Raw genomic sequence first — 22548 nt, forward strand, 5'->3', positions numbered from 1 at the left:
CAAGGTGTTCAAGGGCCAGCGGGGGCTACCGGCGCTACTGGCGCTACTGGACCTCAAGGACCTCAAGGTGTTCAAGGGCCAGCAGGGGCTACTGGCGCTACTGGTGCTCAAGGACCTCAAGGCGTTCAAGGGCCAGCGGGGGCTACTGGCGCTACTGGTGCTCAAGGACCTCAAGGCGTTCAAGGACCAGCGGGGGCTACCGGCGCTACTGGTGCTACTGGACCTCAAGGCGTTCAAGGGCCAGTGGGGGCTACTGGGCCTCAAGGTGTTCAAGGGCCAGCAGGGGCTACTGGCGCTACTGGTGCTCAAGGACCTCAAGGTATTCAAGGACCAGCGGGGGCTACCGGCGCTACTGGCGCTACTGGGCCTCAAGGACCTCAAGGTGTTCAAGGACCAGCAGGGGCTACTGGCGCTACTGGTGCTACTGGACCTCAAGGCATTCAAGGGCCAGCGGGGGCTACTGGCGCTACTGGTGCTCAAGGACCTCAAGGTATTCAAGGACCGGCGGGGGCTACCGGCGCTACTGGACCTCAAGGACCTCAAGGTATTCAAGGGCCAGCAGGGGCTACTGGTGCTACTGGTGCTCAAGGTGCTACTGGTGCAACCGGACCAGCGGGTACACCAATTCCTGTAACGATCGCCGCAATCGGAAACTCAAATCCACAAACTATATCACCTGGAACAAACCTTCAATTCAATCAAGTGTTTGAATTAACTAATATCTCTTTCAATGATACTTCAGATACTTTAACGATTTTAGAAACAGGCGTATATGATATTAGTTTCTCAGCGTCTACAACTTTCCCAGGGTCTTCACCATTTGGATTCGGTATTTCATTCAATGGTCAACCACCTACTCGTAATTTCTCAACTAACGTTATCGGTAGTGCTGTTTCTTTCTCTACAATTGTTACTTTACAAGCTGGTACAACGATTTCTATACAGCCTACAGCAAACACTATTTCTATTCCTAACACAGGCGATACAACAGCAACACTATCTGTATTCCGAATTTACTAATTTTCGCTTAAAAAGTATATTTATAATAATATGTATCGTTTAACCGTGCATTAAATCTCTCTTTATATAGAAAGGAGCACTTATTTGGGAGGATAAGTGCTCCTTCTTTACGTTTCTTTACCTCAAATTTACTCTATCTTAATCCTTATTTTGTATGATAAATAGTGAAGTCAAAGATATGAAAGAGGGATGAAAATGAGAGTTATGTCACTAATACGCATTTGGTTTGCACTTATGGTATGCATTATTTTATGTGTAGGATTTTTTTTAACTCTAAAATATTCCACTATATCAAAAGCAGAGAGAAAAACTGCTCCATACAAACTTTTGTATACAAAACAAAGCAACATCCCTTATTCCAATTCCACAAATAATGAAAAAAGGGTTATAAAAGGAATGCTTATTACGAAAGCTTCTAGTTCCGAGGCGTTACTCCAAATTGCTGAAACGATTAAAAATCAGTATACAAATAAAAAAATCGATGAAATTACACTTTCTATCCACAATGAGAATAACGGTAATTACGAAGAAGAATTACTTTATGAACCTATAAGCAAAGGTAGAATAAGTGTCACATACGATTCCGAATCCTATGGCAGTACGAACATTATACTTAACGAATAATAGCTAATAAAGATAGATGAAAATCTCTACCATTTAAAGTTTCATTTTGTTTTTCATACAAAAAAGAGGCGAATTTCGTTATTCGCCTCTTTCTTTTACCAAAATGAAGGAATCCATTCTTTCACTTTATCAAGCCACTCTTGTTGCTCTTGTTTTCGTTGTTGTTCCTCTTCTTTCCTTCTCTTCTCTTCTTCTTTTCTTCGTTTTTCCTCTTCTATTGTAGTCAATTGTTTTTTATAATCAGCCTCAGATATGAGCGATAACTGAAATGCTTTTTGAGCTGGATTTGCGTTCGCTTTTTTCATAATATCCCGGAACATTGTCGTCGTAATTTGACTACCACCCGGAACATAATGATCGCTATCGGTTTTATCATATCCTACCCAAATCGCACCTACTAAATCTGGTGTGTATCCAACAAACCATGAATCCTTTGCACCGGTGCTCGGGCCATTTACAATTTGAGTAGTTCCTGTCTTACCTGCCGTATCAACATTATTAACTTTTGCCTTTTCGCCCGTTCCCTTTTCGACAACACCTTTTAATAAATATGTCATTTTTTGAGAAACTTTCTCACTCGTCACTCGTGTCTCTTTCTTATACCACTTTCCAAGCGTTTCACCTTCAGCATTTTGTATCTCCCTAATTGCATGAGCTTCCACTTGGACTCCGTCATTTGCAAATGTACTGTATGCTTGAGCCATTACAAATGGAGATGTCCCCACATGCATACCGCCTAAAGCAATCGGATACGTACGATCTTCTGGCACTAATGGAATACCAAATCGCTCTAAAGATTTCAATCCTTTATCTAGTCCAATTTGTTCTAATAGCCACACAGCTGAAACATTATACGACTTTGCTACGGCTTCATACATTGTCACATCACCGTGAAAAGTATGATCGCTATTTTGTGGTTTATATTCTTTAATGTTAAATGGTTCATCTTTTAATATATCGTATACTTCATATCCTTGTTCTAACGCTGGTACATATACAGCCAAAGGTTTTAACGTTGAGCCCGGTTGTCTTTTTAATTGGGTTGCATGGTTAAACTGTAAAAACTGATACGGCCCTCTGCCTCCAACTAAAGCTGGTATACCACCTGTTTTGGGATTCATAAGAACTACACCCGTTTGCATGAGTTGGTCTGAGCCACTATCTTTGAAATAACTATCATTATTCACAACGTCTTCTACGGCCTGTTGTTTTTTCGGGTCAAGCTCTGTATAAATACGATAACCACCTGCTAAAATTTCATTTTGTGTTAATTCGTACTTGTCCATCGCCTCTCTAACAATATAGTCTACATATTGAGAGTATTTTCCCTTGTATTTATCATCAACGCCACGTTTTAACACAAGTCCACTCTCTTTTTCTTTATTATACTGTTCGTCCGAAATATACCCTTGCTCTTTCATTAAACTTAATACGACATTACGTCTTTCAATTGACTTGTTAAAGTTTTTATAAGGTGAATACGCAGATGGTGCTTTAATCAAGCCCGCAATCGTTGCTGCTTCTGAAATTGTTAAATCTTTTACATCTTTATCAAAATAAGATTTAGCTGCCCTTTTTATACCCCAAGCACCTTCACCAAAATAAATTTGGTTCATATACATTTCAATGATTTCATCTTTCGTATACGTACGCTCTATTTTTTTTGTTAAAAAATATTCCTTAATTTTTCGAGAGTATGTGCGGTCTTGTGTCAGAAATACATTTTTCGCAAGTTGTTGTGTAATTGTACTTCCACCTGCTACAACTTCTCCTGCTGTAATATTTTTAAAAACTGCATTTATAATTCCACTATAGTAAATCCCGTGATGGTTAAAAAATTCCTTATCTTCTACTGCAACAATGGCCTGAACCATAATATCAGGAATATCTTTCTTTTTTACGCCTTCTGTTTTAGAAGAAGCTAATTTAGTCGCAACTTCATTATTTGCATCATAAATTAAGGTCGGCTGCGGAACAGCTTGCTTTAATTCAGATATGTCTTGAATAGAAATTATTATATTTATAGCAATAAATAGAGTAGCGAGCAAACTTCCTAATACAATTAATGAATTACGAAGCTTCTTCCTCTTGTTGAACCACTCCTGCATTTTTTTTAAGTGAGTGTTCTTCAATTTCATTCGTTCACTTCCTTCGTTTGTTTACACTCTTCTTTTCAAAAGGAAGAATATACCTCCTTTTAAATTTATTATAATAACGTAGTCTTTCCTGTAGTGTAAAGCTTTTCTTTCACATTCATACTTTTTGCAAGAAAAGGACATTCTACAAGTAAGATATTCAATATTGATTATTAATATTATTAATACAACAATAAGAGTTATGTTAAGTTTTTGTAAACTTTTCGATAAAATGTTTTAAAAAACGACAGTTTTTTGTTAGAATTGACTAGCCAATATATTTTACATATATTACTTTTGTGGGGGTAACTAATAATGGTCTTTAAATCAAAAAAAGATAAATTTTCTGAAATGTTAATGAATGTTTCCGAAAATTTAAAAGAAGGCGCGCAGTTTTTCGTGGAGTATAAAATTAAAAATGCTAGCGATTTAAAAGAGTTTTCTATGCGCATGAAAGAGTACGAGTCAAAAGGTGACTCATTTATTCACGAAATCATTATGGAGCTAAACAAAGCGTTTATTACTCCTATTGAACGTGAGGACATCCTACAGCTTGCAATGAGTATGGATGATGTATTAGACGGATTAGATCATAGTGCTGGTCTATTCGAAATGTATTCTATTACAGAAGCTGATGAATACATGATTAAATTCGTAGAAGCAATTAATCAATGTGCGATTGAAATTGCAAACTCTGTTGAATTAATGTCTAACAAAAAATTAGTCGACATTCGTACAAATGCGATTAAGATTAAAGATTATGAATCACAATGTGATGATATTCGCCGTCACGCGATTAAGCACTTATTCTCTCGTGAAAAAGATCCAATTAAGATCATTCAATACAAAGAGATTTACGAAGAGCTTGAAGAAGTAGCGGATAGCTGCCAAAGCGTTGCAAACGTATTAGAAACAATTATTATGAAGAACGCGTAAGGAGTTTGATCATGGATACACTCTTGATACTGACCGTTTTAGTAGTCATTTGCGCTTTAGCTTTTGACTTTATTAATGGATTTCACGATACAGCAAACGCTATTGCAACGGCTGTTTCAACGAAAGCTCTAAAGCCTAGACATGCAATTATTATGGCAGCTATTATGAACTTTTTAGGTGCGATGACATTTACAGGTGTAGCAAAAACGATTACGAAAGATATCGTTGATCCGTTCGCTTTACAAAATGGTTCTCTTGTAATTTTAGCCGCTTTACTTGCAGCAATAGCATGGAATTTGATTACTTGGTACTACGGTATTCCAAGTAGTTCTTCGCATGCAATCATTGGCTCCATCGCAGGTGCAGCTATCGCTGCTGCTGGTTTTAGTTCATTAAACTTTAAAGGATTCATAAAAATTATTGAAGCTTTAATCATTTCACCAATTATCGCATTTGTTATTGGTTATATCGTATACAGTATTTTTAAAGTCGTCTTTAAAAACTTTAATTTAACGAAGACGAACAAAAACTTCCGTATATTCCAGATTTTCACTGCTGCATTACAAGCTTATACACATGGTACGAATGATGCGCAAAAAGCAATGGGAATTATTACAATGGCTCTTATGGCGAATAGTTATCATACTTCTAGCGACATCCCGTTCTGGGTACAATTATCTTGTGCCATTGCAATGGGTCTTGGTACTTCTGTCGGCGGATGGAAAATTATTAAAACTGTCGGTGGACAAATTATGAAGATTCGTCCTGTAAATGGTGTAGCTGCTGATTTATCATCATCTCTTGTTATTTTCGGGGCAACATTCATTCACTTACCAGTTAGTACGACGCACGTTATCTCCTCTTCTATTTTAGGGGTTGGTGCTTCTCATCGTGTAAAAGGTGTAAAATGGGGAACTGCAAAACGCATGTTAATTACTTGGGTTATCACACTTCCTATTTCAGCTTCATTAGCTGCTTTATTTTATTCTTTATTACATTTAATCTTTTAATTAAAAGTCGTCTTCCTTATTTTTCTAGGAAGACGACTTTTTTGTGAACAAAGCTTTTTCTCATGAAAAAGCGTGTATAATAATTGGTGGATAAGTTATATAGAGGAGTTGGCAATTTTGGAATACATCATGTTACTTTTCATCGGGCTAATCGCCGGGACAGTCGGGAGTCTAGTCGGACTTGGCGGCGGAATTATTATTGTTCCGTTATTAATCGGATTACATAGCCTGTCACCACAACTTGCAGTAGGAACTTCAATGGTAACAGTCGTTTTTACGGGACTATCTTCCACCCTTACTTATATGAAGCATAAACGAGTAGATTACAAAAGTGGACTTATTTTATTTATCGGGAGTGGCCCTGGTGGTATCATCGGCTCGTGGGCGAATAAATTTTTAAACCAAGATACATTTTCTTTATATTTTGGGATTTTTCTTATTTTTGTCTCCATTCTTCTTATGTTACGAGACAAATTAAAACCCCTTTCTTTATCAAATATGACTGTAATCAAGCGCTCTTTTACAGATAACGAAGGAAACACTGTACACTATCAATTCCCACCGCTTCTCGCTATCTTTATCGCCTTTATAGTTGGTTTTATATCTGGATTATTTGGAATTGGTGGCGGTGCTTTACTTGTTCCAGCAATGATGCTACTTTTTGCATTCCCAGCACATATTGCTGTAGCAACTTCGATGTTTATCGTATTTCTATCAGCAATTGTAAGTTCTGCAACTCACATCTCCCTTGGAAATGTCAGCTGGATTTACGCATTAATTCTTATTCCTGGTGCATGGATTGGTGGAAAAATCGGGGCATATATTAATACAAAATTAAGCGGTAACGCCGTAATTAATTTATTGCGTATCACATTAATTATTCTTGGGACTAGATTAATCATTACTTCTTTTTTATAACGCGTTCTTTTTAGAATGCGTTTTTTCTTATACACATGAATATAAAAATCCTCCTAAGAGAACAAATAAAATTAGACAAACACATAATAACATGTAATTGGAAATATGTACTTTCTTCACGTTGACCACTCCTATGACTGCGACTGTTATCTTTATGATAGCGAAAAAATAATTCAGTTGCAGTTACAAAGTGCTAACAATGCAAAATCATTTATTACAAATTTTATCCTTATATTTCATTTCTTTGTATATTCTATCGGTTTAATAAAAAAAGATGTCATATTGACATCTTTTTTAATGAAGAAGTGACCATCCCATAAAATCTTCATGTACTTGGCACGCCCTCTTATCGTTTCGATCATATAATTCAGCATAACTATCTGTTTCTTCATCATAAGCCATCGTATAAATAATTTGGCCATCTACTTCAACGGATAACACGACTCCACCTTTCATCTCTTCTACATGAATGATGGCATTCGCTGGAATTCTCATATCCGTCATTTTTATCGCATCTAACAATATACTAAACCCCCTACAGCGTATTCATTGCTAGTACTATTACACACTAAATAGTATACTACTGTAATAGCATATATTTCGTCAATGAAATTGCTGTTTAAAAACATATTGTCTGTATACATATACGCTAAAATAAAAGTAATAGAAATGTTTAAATGGGGGGCTAACATTGATTCTACACAAAGGAGATGTACTATTCCGTCAAGGCGAGGACGGTCCTTTATATTTTATAAAAACAGGTTTATTAAAAGTAGTAAGAATAGAAGAAGATGGAACACCTTTTCTATTCAATATTATCGTTCCAGGAGAAACGATACCTCATCATTCTTTAATTTCACCGAAGGAATATCACGGTACAGCAATCGCTTTAATGAAAACAGAAGTTGAACTTATAAGTAGTAATGAGTGGTACGATCAACTTCAAGCGAATCCTGCATCATATGCAAATATCGCCATGCAATTACAATCAAAATTAAGAATGATGCAGCAGCGTATCGATCAATTGACGACCGTCTCGCCAAAAGAACGTCTTCATCGCTTACAAGAATGGTTCACACTATATTTAGGTGACATTCCTATATATGAAATATTAACACAAACTGAAATTGGTCAACTGATCGGTATACGCCGTGAAACAGTAAATCGACTATTACGAGAACAAATAAAAAACGAGGTAAAATAACACCTCGTTTTTTGCTTATTAAAGTTCAATTTATTGTAAGCTTGCTGCTGGGCCGAAAAATTCATAATGAATATGTTCTTGTTTCACACCTAAATCAGTTAGTACAGCATTTATATGTTTCATAAATGGTATTGGACCACAGAAATAAAACTCTGCTTCAGTTGTCGGAATAATAGTTTGTAACCATTCTCTTTCCACAAAACCTTCTTTATCAAAGTTCTTCATTTCTAAATCTTTTTCAGTTGGTGCAGAATAACAAGTATATGCTTTAACTTGTTCGTATTCATTATCTACTGCCTCAACGTGTTCTTTCATTGCATGTGTATTGCTATTTATCGCTGCATGAACAAAACATACATTACGTTTTGAATTTTGTTCAATTAACGTATTTAGCATACTCATCATTGGTGTAATACCTACTCCACCACTAATTAGTACAACTGGTAATGTTGAATCCATATTTAATACGAAATCTCCTGCAGGTGCACTTACTGGTAATATATCGCCTTCTTTTACATGATCATGTAAGTAGTTAGATACTTTACCATCCGGTGTATCTACACCTTTTTCTTTCTTTACACTAATACGATAATATTCTTTTCCAGGGGCATCTGATAAGCTATATTGACGATTATGTGTATATGTTTCACCTTCAATATTTATCTGAACCGTTACATATTGTCCTGGGATGAATGAAGAAACTTTCCCTCCATCTTCAGGTTTCAAATAAAATGATGTAATAACATCGCTTTCCTTCACTTTTTTAACAACTACAAAGTTACGGAAATCCTTCCATCCGCCCTCTTTATGTGCCGCTTCTTCATACATCTCTGCTTCAATGCTAATGAATGCATCAGCGATGACACCGTAAGCTTCTCCCCATGCGTTTAACACTTCATCAGGTGCACCTGCGACCTCTTTAATTGCACGTAGTAAACATGTACCTACAATCGGATAATGCTCTGCTTTAATACCTAAACTTCTATGCTTATGACCAATTTGTTTTACAACCGGAATAATAACTTCTAAATTATCAATATACGTTGCAGCTGCATAAACAGCATTCGCTAACGCTTGTTGTTGTCTTCCCTTTTTCTGATTTGTATGGTTGAAAATATTCAATAACTCCGGATGTTCCGAAAATAAAATTTCATAAAATCTCGTTGTAATTTCAACGCCTTTTTCTTGTAATAATGGTACTGTTGACTTTACGATTTCAATTGTTTTTTCACTTAACATTGTATCCCACTCCTCTATTTCCTTAACTGTTTTTAGTTTAACTGAATTGTATAATACAGATTGTGATTTTAATCACTATTAACACGGTGTTTTTGTGAAAAATATATGAACAGTGCACTTACAAAAGAAAATAAGCTAACTAGAATGCTAGCTAGCTTATTATTTAGACTGTATCGCTTGTTCAATTACCTTTATATCTTTCCCATCTCCAAATTCTGTATACCCCCAGATGTTCGTTTCACCTCTATATTTATTTACAATAATATCTAAGTCATGGTATACGCGATGTGCATACACTACATACTCAATATTTTGGAGCTCCACACCTTTTTTTACAATTTCATAGCTTCTATTTACATCACGTTTTATTTTTTCATTCTTTATGTCTGTATGTATATTTTTTAACGATGATTCTTGTTGTTGAAACCATTGTTTAAATTGGTTCCAGTCCCCTTCTGTATAATTCTCTGCTTTACCATAATTTAAGAAATTATTATAACTTTCATGTGTCATACGAATAAAATCTAGTACTTTTGTCTCTTCTTGCACATCTTCTATTTCAGATGTTGTACTTACCCCAGCGGGCTTATTCGCATAATGTAATAATACTTTCATAAGACTATAGCTCGCAATGATCATTACGGTAATAATCACGAATACATTTAACAATTTCTTCATATACAGAACTCCTTCTCTACTAAAGTTATTACAATGTATGACTATACTTGTAACATTCTCTCGTAGAAATATAATTCCTGTATAAATTCTCCCTATCATTTCGACAATATTCTTTTATACATTTCTCGTTGGCAAATGTTCTTGTAAAACAATATATCCTTCATAAGCTGCGTAACCGAGTATAGCCATTAATCCGATATAACAAGCAAATACCGTCCATTTCGTTTTCGTATCCACTTTATAATAGTTTTTCTGTTGTCTCTTTTCTGCATCCCATTCCTGTATTTTTCTTTCTGACAATTCAAACGCTGCTCTTATATGAATGGTATGTGTTTCTTTTTCATCTTTATATGGGACTTAATCTAGCGGCTCAAACTTTCGTAACAGATACTCTAATACTTCAATTTTTGAAGCTCTCCTTTTTTTAATTCTTTCCCTCTTTCTTTTTGCCTTAATACATTTATTTCATGTTGCATCATTTATGACATCTTTTTTTCTATTGTTAGAAATAATGTTTATATAATCCATTTTTAGCCAAAAATATAAATAAAAGGAGGTGCACACAATTGAATTTACAATCTCTCATAATAGGCGCTCTATCGTTTTTAGCTTCAACTCTTATTTTTTATACCGTTAGTTACGTATTATTATTAGATTTGTTGCCTAATCACGTATTTATTGCCCTTATCATCCTTTCCGCTCTTATGATTTCTTTCCTTATTACACGAAAATCAATGAATGAGCCATCTGCAAAAGCAAAGTAATAGAGAGGGGCGTCCCCTCTCTATTATCATTTCCTAGGAAAGTACATATAAAATTGACAAATTTTTATTCAACCCAATCTGTAAGGACTAAATAAAGATTCACTTTACCTTTGTAAATTCATTTTTTCACCATACTCTTTAACAATTTGAATAATATTTTGAAAAACACCTATTTTTTCTTGTTTACTATTTAATATTTTCAAATCATAATTTTCATAATATGTTTCTAATGCCTTTAATTGTGATTCTGAAGCACCTTTTACCTGCACAGTAGCATGTAATTCATACTGTTTATATCCTTCCTTTACCTTTTCACCTAAAATTTCTTCACTCTCTTTTGCTCCAATTAATTTTTGAACTTTTTCCGGATAAATGACCTGCAAATAGTATTTTTGTTCCTTCTCTAACTTGTTATATAGTGATTGTGAAATCGTATACCGTACCGTATAATTCACTTTTTGATCACTTGCTTTAATATGAAACGCGGTAATCTGCAAATCTTTTTTTGTTACTTCCGTTAAAGGACCTACCTGCTTCTCATCTTCTTTTTGTTCTGAAACATTTGGAAATATAGCCAAAAGCTTTTCTGTATCTTTTTTATTCAGCATATACATAGCTTTCTTATGTTGTACCCATCCTCGTCTGTCTTCTCCTCTTAGCCATGCATAATACGTTTCTTTCTTCCCATCTCTACTAATTTGTATTTCATATTCAGGTTCACCAAAGCTACCTGTTATTTCTTGTTTCTCAGCTTTATCTATAATGTCTATTACTACCTTAGCTTCTGATTCCTGTAACTTTTTCTCTTTATGTTTTTTTTGTATAACGGTTACCTCTATTGTTTCTTTCACTTCATTCACCGTCTCTTCCACTTTTTTTGTTTCTTTTTTTTGCTCAACTTGACTACAAGATGCTAGTAACATAACAAATAACAGCAATACATATTTCCTTTTCAACTTAATCCTCCTTTTACAATAAGAAACTCTTATAATCTTCATACAAAAAACAAAAACGTGACACACTATAAAATACGCTATACTAAGCATTGAAAGGAGGTCTTTTTCATGTCCATTAATTTTCACGATGCAAATAATAAATACACATATGCACAGCGAAACGCCCATATTTCTTGGAGAGAAATGATAAAAAATATTACAGACATACAAAATAAACGAATAATTGATATCGGCTGTGGTGGCGGGATTTATACGAAAGAACTTGCTCTTATGGGAGCAGAAAGTGTTGTTGGACTTGATTTTTCAAAAGAAATATTACAGGCTGCAAAAGAAAATTGTAGCGGATTTTCAAATATTTCATTCATTCACGGTGATGCACATAGCGTCCCCTATCCTAATGATACATTCGACATTGTTATTTCGCGTGCAGTTATTCATCATTTACAAGACGTTCCTACATTTCTACGTGAAGCTTCTCGTATATTAAAGAAAAACGGTGTACTTATTGTACAAGACCGAACTATTGAAGATTGTACGATCCCTGGAAGTCCCGAACACATCCGTGGATATTTTTTCTCTACCTTCCCAAAACTCATTGAAATAGAATCAAAAAGACGTCCAAAAACCACCACGATACAGCAAGAATTACAAAAATATTTTCTTCACGTATTCCCCGCTCAAACACAATGGGAAGTACGAAAAATACATGATTCCGTAGAGGCATTGCTACAAGATTTATCACCTCGAACAGGTCGATCCATTCTATACGAATTAACAGACTATGAACTTTCTCAACTTTTACACCAAGTACAGACTGCCTTACAAAACGTATCTCCTATTATCGAAAGAGATCGATGGACAATTTGGAGTGCCATGAAATTGTAAGGAAGGAAGCCTCACAAAATAATGTGAGGCTTCCTTCTTTCATAATCTAATTTTGCAACACTCTTGATACCCTCCACTTCTGGCCTGTGCACTTCCACACTTCGGACATACTAAATATCTAGACTGATTTGTCAACAAACTACCTTTTTGAAAGAGTAAAACTTCTGCTTGTTTAAACGAACGCGAATAATATAACCACATAAAACCAATTATAGCAATAATGCCAAATAATACTCCCATCGCAAGCATTTCAGTCACCTCTTTTGGTTTGTTCTTTCCAGCAAGTGGATTGTTATATTATTCTCTGTAAATTCAAATAATACCTTCTTTACTCCTATAAATATCAACTTTCTCCACAAACTTTACAATTCTCTACAAAATTTCACTCCCTTTTTACAATTCACCATTCCTTTTACTACAACAAATATCACATTCAATATTTCTGGATATAAATATATCTTCCAAAAAAATATTGACTTTCAAAAAAAAACATGTAACAATACTGTCAGAATACTTGAATAAAAATTCATTGACGAGAACGAGTACGTTATAGAACTGTTCCCCAGAGAGTTGGCGATTTGCTGAAAGCCAACGTTCAGTGCGTAGCCGAAAATCATCTCCGAGAAGTAGAACTGAATGTTATAGTAAGTTCTTACCGGCTGTCCCCCGTTACAAGGAACACGTATCATGTTGTACGTTGCAAAGCCGTATACATATAGAATTATTTCTACATGTATAAATTAGGGTGGTATCGCGGGTAAATATAACTCGTCCCTTTCTTTAGGGACGAGTTTTTTGTGTTCTTACAAATGAATTTTAAAAAAGGAGGAAAAACAATGAACACTGTATCAAAAAAACATATTTTTTTCACGGGTCTTATGCTATTTTCTTTATTTTTTGGGGCAGGTAATTTAATTTTCCCTCCCATGCTTGGACAAAATGCAGGCGAAAACTTTTGGCCGGCAATGATTGGATTTTTACTAACAGGAGTCGGTTTACCACTACTAACAGTTATCGCAATTTCTTTATCAGGAAATGGTATGCAGCAACTTGCAAGTCATGTTCACCCATTATTCGGAATATTCTTTACGGTAGTTGTATACATCGCCATTGGTCCTTCTATGGGTATTCCACGCGTGGCAAATGTTGCTTATGAAATGGGCGCTAGTTCTTTCTTACCAGAAACGATTCGCTCTAGCAACCTCGTACTTTTTGTATATACAATCATCTTCTTTGCTATCGTATATTGGCTGAGTTTGAATCCATCTAAACTTGTAGATCGTATTGGAAATATATTAACACCTATTTTATTACTCTCTATTTTCTTATTGTTTGTTAAAAGTGTCTTTACACCACTTGGACAATCAGGACCTGCAATGCAAGAGTATCAAACTTCTCCGATTTTCAAAGGCTTTATGGAAGGATACTTAACGATGGATACCATTTCAGCACTTGCATTTGGAATTATCGTTGTAAATACCATTCGCTCTAAAGGTGTAAAGGATCGTAAATCCATTGCCATCGCAACAGCCAAAGCTGGACTTATTGCTGCTACTGGCCTCGTACTTGTATATGGTGCGCTTGGCTGGCTCGGTGCAACTAGCGTCTCGCTCGGATATGCAAAGAATGGTGGACAATTACTTACTGTGATCGTACAACAATTATTCGGTCCATATGGTCTACTTTTATTATCTCTTATCGTTACACTCGCTTGCTTAACAACATGTGTTGGACTTGTATCTGCATGTAGTCAATATTTCTCGACATTATTGACTAAATTTTCATACAAAACGTTCGCAAGTATCATTTGTGTATTGGGATTATTAGTTGCCAACTTAGGTTTAACAAAAATCATTTCCATCTCTGTTCCAATTCTACTTGTTGTATATCCAGTTGCGATTGTACTTGTTCTACTATCGTTACTTCATAAATATTTTGGTGGATATCGCTCTGTTTATGTAGGTGCTTTAATTGGAGCTGCAATTGTAAGCGTATTTGATGGATTAAAACAAGGTGGTATTTCAGTTTCATTTATCACATCATATTTTGAATTTATCCCTTTATATAATGAAGGAATAGGTTGGCTAGTACCTGCATTAGCCGGAGCTCTTATTGGCCTTGCAATCGCTAAGCTAAGTGGCGCGAAAAAAGTTCCCTTACTAACCGAATCTCATGAAGTAAAAGCATCCTAAAAAACTCCCAAAAGGGAGTTTTTTTACTTTTGATAAGCGCTATGATTAAAACTACTTATTTTATACGCTTTCGTATAATAATCAATATTTGTATCCACTGTTTCTACTTTGACAACATCGTAGCACTCTTCTTGCTTTACTAAAAATAAATAGTACTCTTCTGTCGCCTCAACAATTGCAATTTTATCTGTTTCAACATTATATTGTTCACAAAGCGCTTGTAATGCGTTCACATAATCCCCTAATTTTTTTGATTTATCCATGCCAAATATCGTTTGAACTAGCATATACATTCTCCCCTTTGTATGTACTGTTAACAACTAAATGATAACGCTTACATTTATTAGCGTCAATAAAAAGATTTTGTACAAACTAATAACCAGTGGGGACCACCCCACTGGTTAAAATTTCACTTTATCATTTCGTCAATTGATGTCGAAACGCATAAATAACCGCCTGTGTCCGGTCACTTACATTTAGCTTATTTAATATATTGCTCACATGTGTCTTTACTGTTTTGAGGGCAATAAACAACTCGTCTGCAATCTCTTGATTACTTTTCCCCTCTGCAATTAATAACAAAATTTCAGACTCTCTTTCTGTTAACTCCTCATGCAAAGGTTGTTCTTTCTTCTGACGCATACGAGACATCATTTTACCAGTAACTTTCGGCTCTAATACCGTTTCTCCATCATAAGTAGCTCGTACAGCGTCTGCTATATCACTCGCTCTTGATGTTTTTAATAAATAACTTGTCGCTCCGGCCTCAATAACAGGATACAATTTCTCATCATCTAAAAAGCTCGTTACAACTACAATTTTTGCTTCTGGCCATTCTTGAATAATAGCACGTGTTGCTTCAACACCATCCATCTCATCCATGACAAGGTCCATTAAAATAATATCCGGTCTTAATTGCAGTGCTAACTCTGAACCTTTTCTTCCATTTTCAGCTTCTCCAACTACTTCAATATCTGGCTGCGTTGATAAATATGCTGATACACCCATTCGAACCATTTCATGATCATCCACTAGTAATACTTTAATCATGATTCTCCTCCTCTCTCAATCATAATCGGTACTTTTACTTCTATTTGTGTACCTTTATTTGGAAAACTAAGTACCTTTAATGTCCCACCAATTTCATGAACACGCTCTTGTATTGACCTTAATCCGTAAGAACCAGCCTTATTCACTCCTACTTTAAAACCTACACCATCATCAATAATTTTCAATATTGCATATTGATCAATTTTTCGAAGACGCACTTCTGTTTTCTTTGCCTTCGCATGACGTAAAGTGTTAGATAGCGCCTCTTGCACAATGCGGAATAAGTGATCTTCTACACCTTTTTTTAATTGAATCGGTTCAATTAACCATTCAATTTTCATATGTTGCTTTCTAGATAGTTCTGTTAATAATTCTTCTATACCTTCTGTTAGTTTCTTACCTTCTAACTGTACTGGGCGTAAATGAAGAAGCAATGCTCTCATTTCTGACTGTGCATTTACAACCATATTTTCAACAAGCTGTAACTGCTTTTTCGTCGTTTCTGGAAATTCAGCTACTTGTTCATTAATAGCCGACATCATCATCGACATTGCAAAAAGCTGCTGACTTACAGAATCATGCAGCTCCCTCGCCAATCGATGCCTTTCTTGGGAAATCGCTTCTTGTCTCATCTCTTCATTCCAATGAGCTCGTTCATTCGTTACCTTTTGAAAGAGTCCAGCTTGCTCCTCTAATCGACGAGCCAGACCGATCACTTTTCGTTCCACTTCATGAAATTCATCATCTGCGGTAAACGAAACATCACTCGGAAAATTCCCTCGCTCTACTTCAAATAGAAACGTATTTAATCCTTGTATACGCTGCTCTATATAGTAACCGATTGCATATCCTACAATTCCCCCGATAAGTAAGCTTGTAGTCATAATAAACAAGCCAATTGGAACAGAAGCGATGGATTCCTTCCATAATAAATCATATACTTGTTGCTCGCTTTTCCATACATATACAATTGTACAAATGAGTGCGATACTAACTGAGGACAACATAGAATAACGAATATACATCCACGAAATATTTTTTTGTTTCTTCATTATACTTTCCTCACTTCCGTATCGCCTACGACAAGCGAAGAAATAATTTTAATACGACGAGGAGCCTCTTTATACTGCTCTGTTCTAAATGTAACATTGCGGTTAAACCCTGTCTCCTCATGACCTGGCAAGAGCACACGCCCGACAATAACAGAATGATTTAAAGACAGTTCAATATCATATGGCACATATAAACGAATATTACCAACAACACCCCGAATAACAATTACCGTTTCTCCTTCTGGAATCATAGCAGTTGTTAAATCTATTTCCACATCACAAGCACCATATTGAACATTAATATCCTCAAGTTCATAAATATGATCCATCATTCGTACATTGCCTACAAACATATTTTTCAAATATGGTTCTGTACGATATATTTGCTTCTCTTCGTCTATAATCCCTTCTTCTTTAATTTCAACCTTCATTGCTTTTTGCTGATGCCCTTGTTGAATCAATTGATAACCAATTAAAGCTAAACAAGCAAATACGACAAGAACAAATGCTGCTGATGAAAATAAGAAGAATAAAAATACGATACCACCGACAAATAAAAATACATTTCCCCGTACATAACGATTCTTTTTACGATAATGCCTTCCAAACATAAGCATAATAAATGCAAAAATGAGACCACCTGGTTCAAAATGTCCAAGTATCATATCAAGAAAAAGACCGAATCCAAATATGATGAGGAGCATCCCCATTAATTGTGTCTTTGAAAAATGTTTCTTCATTTCAGCTCCCCCCTTCTTGTCACATATACATAGAAGAAAAGGCATTGCTTTCCAACACCTTTTCTCCTATCACTATATCATAAGCCTGTTTTATAATATACTACTATTATTTTGTTAACTCTTTCGTTAACGATACATCATTCTTTTCTTTCATTTCACGCTCAAGCTTTGCAATCTTCATATCAAATGTATCACGTTCATGCTCCTCGTTCATACGAGTTTCTAAGTCGCGAATATGATCTTCAATTTCTTCAAAGCGTAAGAATGGATTATTTTCATCCATTTTATGCATCGCAGTATTCATACGACGATTTGCATGTGCCATATTTTCACGTGCCATTAATTCCATACGTTTTGCGTGCATTTCTTTTAATTTATTTTTCATTTCAGAAAGACGACGCTCTAGCTCATCAATTTGTTCTACAACACCTGCATACATTTCTTCTAATCGAGTTACTTGCCCTTCATAATAAGCTACTTCTTCTAATGCACGCTCATGTAGTTGTAATTCGCCTGCTTCTTGAGCGATGATCGCTTGCTTAGATCTTTTATTCACGAAATAACGTGCTTGCTCAAGCTCACGAGCAAAGTTAGATTTTAATGTTTTATGACGCTGAATTAACTTCTCAATTTTTGTTATTTCACGCTCACTATCACGTAAATATTGGTTTAACATAGCAATTGGATTTTTTCTTTCTTTCTCATCTAACACATTATGAAAATCTGCTAAAATTGCATCGCGTACACGTCCGAATAAAGATTGTTTCATTATAATCTTCCTCTCTTCTACTTTATAAATTTGATTTGATTGATTTTATATTAGTTTTTCATTAACTTGTTCCACTCATCTTCAAAGTTGCTATATGGTTTAGAACTTTCTGGAGCAGAATCAACAACTACATCTTTTTCTTTTTTCCACTCACGGTATCCGTAGTATAAAACTACTAATGCTGCAATACCGATTAATGCTGGGGAATGAGAAAGGGCGATGGACAAACCGATCAAACCAACAATACCCCAAGCTAACTTTCCAAAAAATGATTGTGCTCGCACAAATGATTTATAGCTCCAGTACACAACTCCTGCTCCGATTGCGAATCCTACAATACCAGCAAGACTACCAAGAGCAATTAAAGCTAAAATACCAGCCGCGATAAACGCTAGAAATTGTTTCATCTTGTGCTTGCCTCCCTTCGATTTGATACTCTTATCTTAACTATTTTTTCTTTTTTCCATAACGAGCTTAAGAACCGTTTTTAACTCAGACTTAAGACCGAGTTGCATTCAGCCTTTTGTAAAAACATACGGTAGCATGGGATCATCCACTCTTTTCCCGTACATAAAAAGCCGTACAGAGAACATTCTCTGTACGGCTTTCGTTACTTTTCATACACTTCATTTTCATTATGCTGTTTTATCATACTCTTTCTTTTCCGCTACTTTAGAAAACCTCGGGAAACCAATTAATATAGAAATGATTCCACATACTCCAACTAAGATTGGATAAAACGCATATGGTAACAGTTCAATTGGAGATAACGCCGCAAATCCTGCTGCTGTTAACATTTGCGCACCATACGGAATTAAACCTTGCACACAGCACGAGAAAAGATCTAATACACTCGCTGATTTACGAGGATCAATTTCATATTGATCTGCAATGTTTTTCGCAAGCGGACCTGTAAAGATAATAGAAATCGTATTATTCGCTGTACACATATTCGTCATACTTACTAAGCCAGCAATACCGAACTCTGCTCCTTTTTTTGAACGAATGTTACGCGTTAAAATATTCATTAAATATTGAATGCCACCATTATATTGAATCAATTCGACCATACCGCCAATTAAAATAGCAAGTAATACTAACTCCATCATACCGCCCATTCCAGTCGTTACACTTTTAAAGAAACTCTCTAACGTATAACTTCCATCTAAAAGACCGATAACCCCAGATAGTACAGTTCCACCAGTTAAAACGATAAGTACATTCCAACCAAGTAGCGCTGTAATAAGTACTCCTGCATACGGTAAAATCTTTATCCAGTCAAAGCTATGCGTTTTAATCTGCGTATCACTTCCTAAAGTAATGATTACTAATAGTACAATTGTAATAATAGCTGCTGGTAATACAATTAAAAAGTTCGTTTTAAACTTATCTTTCATTTCTGTTCCTTGTGAACGTACAGCTGCGATTGTTGTATCTGAAATAAATGATAAATTATCACCAAACATCGCTCCGCCAACAACAGTAGCCATCGTAAGTGCAATTGAGATATCAGTTTGCCCACTAATACCTACAGCAATTGGTGCTAATGCAGCAATTGTTCCCATTGAAGTTCCCATCGCTAATGAAATAAATGCTCCTATAACGAAAATGCCAGCTACGATAAATCCTTGTGGTAAAATTGATAACGCTAAGTTAACTGTAGAATCAACGCCACCCATCCCTTTTGCTGTTTCAGAAAATGCCCCTGCCAGTACAAAAATTAGAACCATAATCATAATGTCTGGGTTCCCTGCACCTTTAGCAAATCGTTCCACTTTTACATGAAAACTTTCTTTACGATTCATTGCTAAAGCGACTCCTACAGCAATTGAAATTGCTACAAGTATCGGCAATTTATAGAAATCACCTGTAATAATTCCAGAACCAATAAATAGCGCCAAAAATATCCCAAGTGGTAATAATGCCAAACCATTTCCTCTCGTTTCTTTCAAAGTACCATCTCTCCCTAGTTTCAACCTTTTTCTAATGAATAACAAAAGACCTCTTCCAACGAGAAGAGGTCTTATACATCTATAAGAAACGCTCTTCTCATCTTTCAAGCATATGCTTGCTGGATTTGGCACAGCACTCTGAAATCGAGTCCGCTGCCGAGGCATCGTAGGGCCAGTCCCTCCGCCTCTCTTTATAAGAAGGTTTCATATTTATTTTTTAATAATAATTTCTTCCCTAACTTTACTCGCTTACAAAACAAAAGTCAATTATTTTTTGTATAGATTTTTTTGGTAATTATACAAAAATTTGAATACAATAATCATTTTAACTTTTTGATTTCTTCTTCCAATATTGAAATCCAATAAAATTCATTATTTTTTATTGCAGCTATAATCCACTTTGTAGTGTACCAAGCTAACTCATACTCTTCTTTTGTAACATCGCCACTTTTATAAGCATCCTCTAACTCATCTTCATCCAATACATACATTTTACCATTCGGTAATAATACTACATCTAAATATAAATCATCAAAATACGGTAAACCACGCTCGTCTATTTCATAGTCTTTCGCCACATCGATATAATATTGCACTAATTCCTTTTGATCATCTAACATAGCGGTAATCGCAAAGTTTTTCTCGTCTATGAAATATTGAATCCACGTATACTGATTGCCAGCAATACATAGCTCTTTACCGTCATATTCTTTACAACTAGGTTCTCTCACCTTTTTTATTTCCAGTATTCCTAGTATTCCCTCTTCTATTTGCTTAACCGTATAATCTTTCTCTATTAGTCGCTTCCACGAAGAACCGTCACCATATTTACGTTTCATTACGTCCGCTCCCCTTCTATATAGAAAAGCTCCCACATATTATGTGAGAGCTCTTTCAAATTATAATTAAGCTGCTTGCTTATTGGAAATTTCCTCTAAATAGGCTTGTCCTTTTTCAGCATCATACTGACCTTCCCACTTAGACATAACTACAGCTGCTAAAGAGTTACCTACAACGTTAACTGCTGTACGAGCCATATCTAAAATACGGTCAATACCGGCGATGAAGGCTAAACCTTCAGCTGGAATACCTACTGTACCAAGTGTCGCTAATAATACAACGAATGATACGCCCGGTACACCCGCAATACCTTTTGATGTAACCATTAATACAAGCAATAATGTAATTTGTTGTGTAATAGATAAATCAATACCGTACATTTGTGCTAAGAAAAGAGCTGCAATTGCTTGATATAAAGTTGATCCATCTAAGTTAAAGGAATAACCTGTCGGAATAACGAAAGATGTAATTGCTTTCGGACAACCGAACTTTTCCATTTTCTCCATAATTTTCGGTAAAACTGTTTCTGAACTTGCTGTTGAATACGCTAAGATCAGTTCGTCTTTTAAAATTTTAAAGAATTGGAAAATGTTAATTCCAAATATTTTCGCTGTAAGTCCTAAGACAACTACAACGAAGAAAATCATTGCCCCATATACTACAATTAGTAATTTCCCTAATGGAATTAATGAAGCAAGACCAAATGTAGAAACTGTAACACCAATTAGTGCGAATACACCAAATGGTGCAAATTTCATAACTTGGTTTGTTACATAAAACATTGCATCAGCTACACCTTGGAAAAATTGAAGAACCGGTCTTCCTCTTTCACCAATTGCTGCTACCCCTAAACCAAATAATACAGAGAAGAAGATAATAGCAAGCATATCTCCGTCAGCTAATGACTTCATAATGTTCGTTGGAACAATATTTACAAATGTATCTGCAAATGAATGACTTTGTACTTGCTCTGTCGTATGTGTATATTTCGAAATATCTGTCTTCGTTAACTGATCCATATTTACGCCTTTTCCCGGTTGGAAAATATTCGCAATTAATAGACCGACAATAATTGCAATTGTTGTAATAATTTCAAAGTAAATAATTGTTTTTCCGCCTAGTCGGCCTAATTTTTTTACATCGCCAACACCAGCAACCCCAACAACAATACTTGCTACAACAATCGGTACAACGATCATTTTAATTAATCGGATGAAAATATCACCAATTGGTTGTAAGTAACTCACCACTGCCGGATTGCCAAAGAAAATCGCTCCAACTGCAATACCAAGCGCAAGCCCTATTAAAATTTGCCATGCAAGTCCTATTCTTTTCATATTTGTTGTAACCCCCTCTTCGATGTGTCACTCTACCTCTCATTCTATATCTATAAAACTTGAAATTAAGAGTATTACATATTATTCGACAATTCACTACATTTTGTCCCTGTTAAAAATCATAAATCAAAATTTAAAATCTGACAACAAAATAACTTTGCCCGAACGCAAATAATTTTCTTGACAAAAACAAAACCCATGTCAGAAAACCTCACATGAGAACGATTCCTTACTAGTATTTTATTGA

At 35.5% G+C, this 22548-nt stretch carries 24 protein-coding genes, 1 pseudogene, 1 riboswitch and 1 other annotated feature; of the genes and pseudogenes, 9 read left to right on the forward strand and 16 right to left on the reverse strand.

Going from position 1 to position 22548, the window contains the following annotated elements:
- Both FH036_RS21125 and FH036_RS21130 read left to right on the forward strand, forming a co-directional pair.
- Window positions 1–1020, forward strand: a 1020-nt coding sequence (locus tag FH036_RS21125; RefSeq protein ID WP_139896200.1) for a Gly-Xaa-Xaa repeat protein, incomplete at its 5' end; no start/stop codon positions are given.
- A gap of 195 nt (window positions 1021–1215) precedes the next feature.
- Window positions 1216–1644, forward strand: coding sequence for a hypothetical protein (locus FH036_RS21130; RefSeq protein ID WP_044793702.1), 429 nt, complete (start codon window positions 1216–1218; stop codon window positions 1642–1644).
- 95 nt (window positions 1645–1739) lie between these two features.
- On the opposite strand, the gene FH036_RS21135 is transcribed toward FH036_RS21130, so the two are convergent.
- Window positions 1740–3782, reverse strand: coding sequence for a transglycosylase domain-containing protein (locus FH036_RS21135; protein ID WP_000769280.1), 2043 nt, complete (start codon window positions 3780–3782; stop codon window positions 1740–1742).
- Window positions 3783–4094: 312 nt separating this feature from the next.
- Here FH036_RS21135 and FH036_RS21140 point away from each other — a divergent pair, with 312 nt between their 5' ends.
- The 3 genes from FH036_RS21140 to FH036_RS21150 all read left to right on the forward strand — a co-directional run bounded on the left by FH036_RS21140 (window position 4095) and on the right by FH036_RS21150 (window position 6643).
- Entirely contained in the window at window positions 4095–4715 is a 621-nt protein-coding gene (locus FH036_RS21140) for a DUF47 domain-containing protein (RefSeq protein WP_000231448.1), read from the forward strand.
- Window positions 4716–4726: 11 nt separating this feature from the next.
- Window positions 4727–5725 carry an inorganic phosphate transporter gene (locus FH036_RS21145; protein WP_000380271.1) on the forward strand — a complete coding sequence of 333 codons (999 nt, stop codon included), beginning with the start codon at window positions 4727–4729 and terminating at the stop codon, window positions 5723–5725.
- A 117-nt stretch (window positions 5726–5842) separates the two neighbouring features.
- A complete protein-coding gene (locus FH036_RS21150) occupies window positions 5843–6643 on the forward strand; it encodes a sulfite exporter TauE/SafE family protein (RefSeq protein ID WP_000455758.1) in 801 nt (266 codons plus the stop codon).
- A gap of 294 nt (window positions 6644–6937) precedes the next feature.
- Here the strand turns inward: FH036_RS21150 and FH036_RS21155 are convergent, their stop codons facing one another.
- Window positions 6938–7165, reverse strand: a complete 228-nt coding sequence (locus FH036_RS21155) for a hypothetical protein (protein WP_000882907.1) — start codon at window positions 7163–7165, stop codon at window positions 6938–6940.
- Window positions 7166–7334: 169 nt separating this feature from the next.
- Between FH036_RS21155 and FH036_RS21160 the strand changes: the two genes are divergently transcribed.
- Entirely contained in the window at window positions 7335–7847 is a 513-nt protein-coding gene (locus tag FH036_RS21160; RefSeq protein ID WP_000600573.1) for a Crp/Fnr family transcriptional regulator, read from the forward strand.
- Between the two features lie 30 nt (window positions 7848–7877).
- Here FH036_RS21160 and hmpA read toward each other — a convergent pair whose 3' ends face one another.
- From hmpA to FH036_RS21175, 3 genes and pseudogenes are all read right to left on the reverse strand, one after another.
- Window positions 7878–9086: an NO-inducible flavohemoprotein gene (gene hmpA / locus FH036_RS21165; RefSeq protein ID WP_139896201.1), complete on the reverse strand. Its 1209-nt coding sequence runs from the start codon at window positions 9084–9086 to the stop codon at window positions 7878–7880.
- Between the two features lie 159 nt (window positions 9087–9245).
- Window positions 9246–9764, reverse strand: a complete 519-nt coding sequence (locus FH036_RS21170; RefSeq protein ID WP_044793704.1) for a hypothetical protein — start codon at window positions 9762–9764, stop codon at window positions 9246–9248.
- A gap of 114 nt (window positions 9765–9878) precedes the next feature.
- A pseudogene (locus tag FH036_RS21175) lies at window positions 9879–10243 on the reverse strand (site-2 protease family protein); the annotation flags it as partial.
- An 87-nt stretch (window positions 10244–10330) separates the two neighbouring features.
- On the opposite strand from FH036_RS21175, the gene FH036_RS21180 reads away from it, so the two are divergent.
- Window positions 10331–10528, forward strand: a complete 198-nt coding sequence (locus FH036_RS21180) for a hypothetical protein (RefSeq protein ID WP_001053353.1) — start codon at window positions 10331–10333, stop codon at window positions 10526–10528.
- 104 nt (window positions 10529–10632) lie between these two features.
- Here the strand turns inward: FH036_RS21180 and FH036_RS21185 are convergent, their stop codons facing one another.
- A complete protein-coding gene (locus FH036_RS21185; RefSeq protein WP_000824716.1) occupies window positions 10633–11484 on the reverse strand; it encodes a YhfM domain-containing protein in 852 nt (283 codons plus the stop codon).
- Window positions 11485–11592: 108 nt separating this feature from the next.
- Between FH036_RS21185 and FH036_RS21190 the strand changes: the two genes are divergently transcribed.
- Window positions 11593–12369 (forward strand): class I SAM-dependent methyltransferase, encoded by a 777-nt coding sequence (locus FH036_RS21190; RefSeq protein ID WP_044793705.1) that lies wholly within the window; start codon window positions 11593–11595, stop codon window positions 12367–12369.
- A 39-nt stretch (window positions 12370–12408) separates the two neighbouring features.
- Here the strand turns inward: FH036_RS21190 and FH036_RS21195 are convergent, their stop codons facing one another.
- Window positions 12409–12618 (reverse strand): hypothetical protein, encoded by a 210-nt coding sequence (locus FH036_RS21195; RefSeq protein ID WP_000880630.1) that lies wholly within the window; start codon window positions 12616–12618, stop codon window positions 12409–12411.
- A 271-nt stretch (window positions 12619–12889) separates the two neighbouring features.
- Window positions 12890–13148, forward strand: a binding site (T-box leader).
- Between the two features lie 57 nt (window positions 13149–13205).
- Between FH036_RS21195 and brnQ3 the strand changes: the two genes are divergently transcribed.
- The gene (brnQ3, locus tag FH036_RS21200) at window positions 13206–14561 is read left to right on the forward strand and encodes a branched-chain amino acid transport system II carrier protein BrnQ3 (protein WP_001099145.1); all 1356 of its coding nucleotides are present in this window, start codon (window positions 13206–13208) and stop codon (window positions 14559–14561) included.
- 23 nt (window positions 14562–14584) lie between these two features.
- On the opposite strand, the gene FH036_RS21205 is transcribed toward brnQ3, so the two are convergent.
- From FH036_RS21205 to gltP, 9 genes are all read right to left on the reverse strand, one after another.
- A complete protein-coding gene (locus tag FH036_RS21205; protein WP_264195422.1) occupies window positions 14585–14854 on the reverse strand; it encodes a DUF3922 domain-containing protein in 270 nt (89 codons plus the stop codon).
- Window positions 14855–14978: 124 nt separating this feature from the next.
- A complete protein-coding gene (locus FH036_RS21210; protein WP_000598709.1) occupies window positions 14979–15611 on the reverse strand; it encodes a response regulator in 633 nt (210 codons plus the stop codon).
- Window positions 15608–16663 carry a sensor histidine kinase gene (locus FH036_RS21215; RefSeq protein ID WP_000744320.1) on the reverse strand — a complete coding sequence of 352 codons (1056 nt, stop codon included), beginning with the start codon at window positions 16661–16663 and terminating at the stop codon, window positions 15608–15610. Before FH036_RS21215 ends, FH036_RS21210 begins: the two co-directional genes overlap by 4 nt.
- A complete protein-coding gene (gene liaF, locus FH036_RS21220) occupies window positions 16663–17403 on the reverse strand; it encodes a cell wall-active antibiotics response protein LiaF (protein WP_000716091.1) in 741 nt (246 codons plus the stop codon). The genes FH036_RS21215 and liaF overlap by 1 nt, the downstream gene beginning before the upstream one ends.
- 106 nt (window positions 17404–17509) lie before the next feature.
- Entirely contained in the window at window positions 17510–18172 is a 663-nt protein-coding gene (locus FH036_RS21225; protein ID WP_000814138.1) for a PspA/IM30 family protein, read from the reverse strand.
- Between the two features lie 50 nt (window positions 18173–18222).
- Complete coding sequence (locus FH036_RS21230; RefSeq protein WP_000808648.1) at window positions 18223–18579, reverse strand: lmo0954 family membrane protein; 357 nt, start codon at window positions 18577–18579, stop codon at window positions 18223–18225.
- Between the two features lie 228 nt (window positions 18580–18807).
- Window positions 18808–20124: a Na+/H+ antiporter NhaC family protein gene (locus FH036_RS21235; RefSeq protein WP_139896203.1), complete on the reverse strand. Its 1317-nt coding sequence runs from the start codon at window positions 20122–20124 to the stop codon at window positions 18808–18810.
- Between the two features lie 94 nt (window positions 20125–20218).
- A riboswitch (SAM riboswitch) is annotated at window positions 20219–20324 on the reverse strand.
- A 120-nt stretch (window positions 20325–20444) separates the two neighbouring features.
- The gene (locus tag FH036_RS21240; RefSeq protein ID WP_070805592.1) at window positions 20445–20963 is read right to left on the reverse strand and encodes a ribonuclease FAU-1 family protein; all 519 of its coding nucleotides are present in this window, start codon (window positions 20961–20963) and stop codon (window positions 20445–20447) included.
- A 66-nt stretch (window positions 20964–21029) separates the two neighbouring features.
- Window positions 21030–22301, reverse strand: coding sequence for a glutamate/aspartate:proton symporter GltP (gene gltP, locus FH036_RS21245; protein WP_070805591.1), 1272 nt, complete (start codon window positions 22299–22301; stop codon window positions 21030–21032).
- Window positions 22302–22548: the final 247 nt, after the last annotated feature.

The organism is Bacillus sp. CD3-5, from assembly GCF_006349665.1.
GTDB lineage: Bacteria > Bacillota > Bacilli > Bacillales > Bacillaceae_G > Bacillus_A > Bacillus_A paranthracis.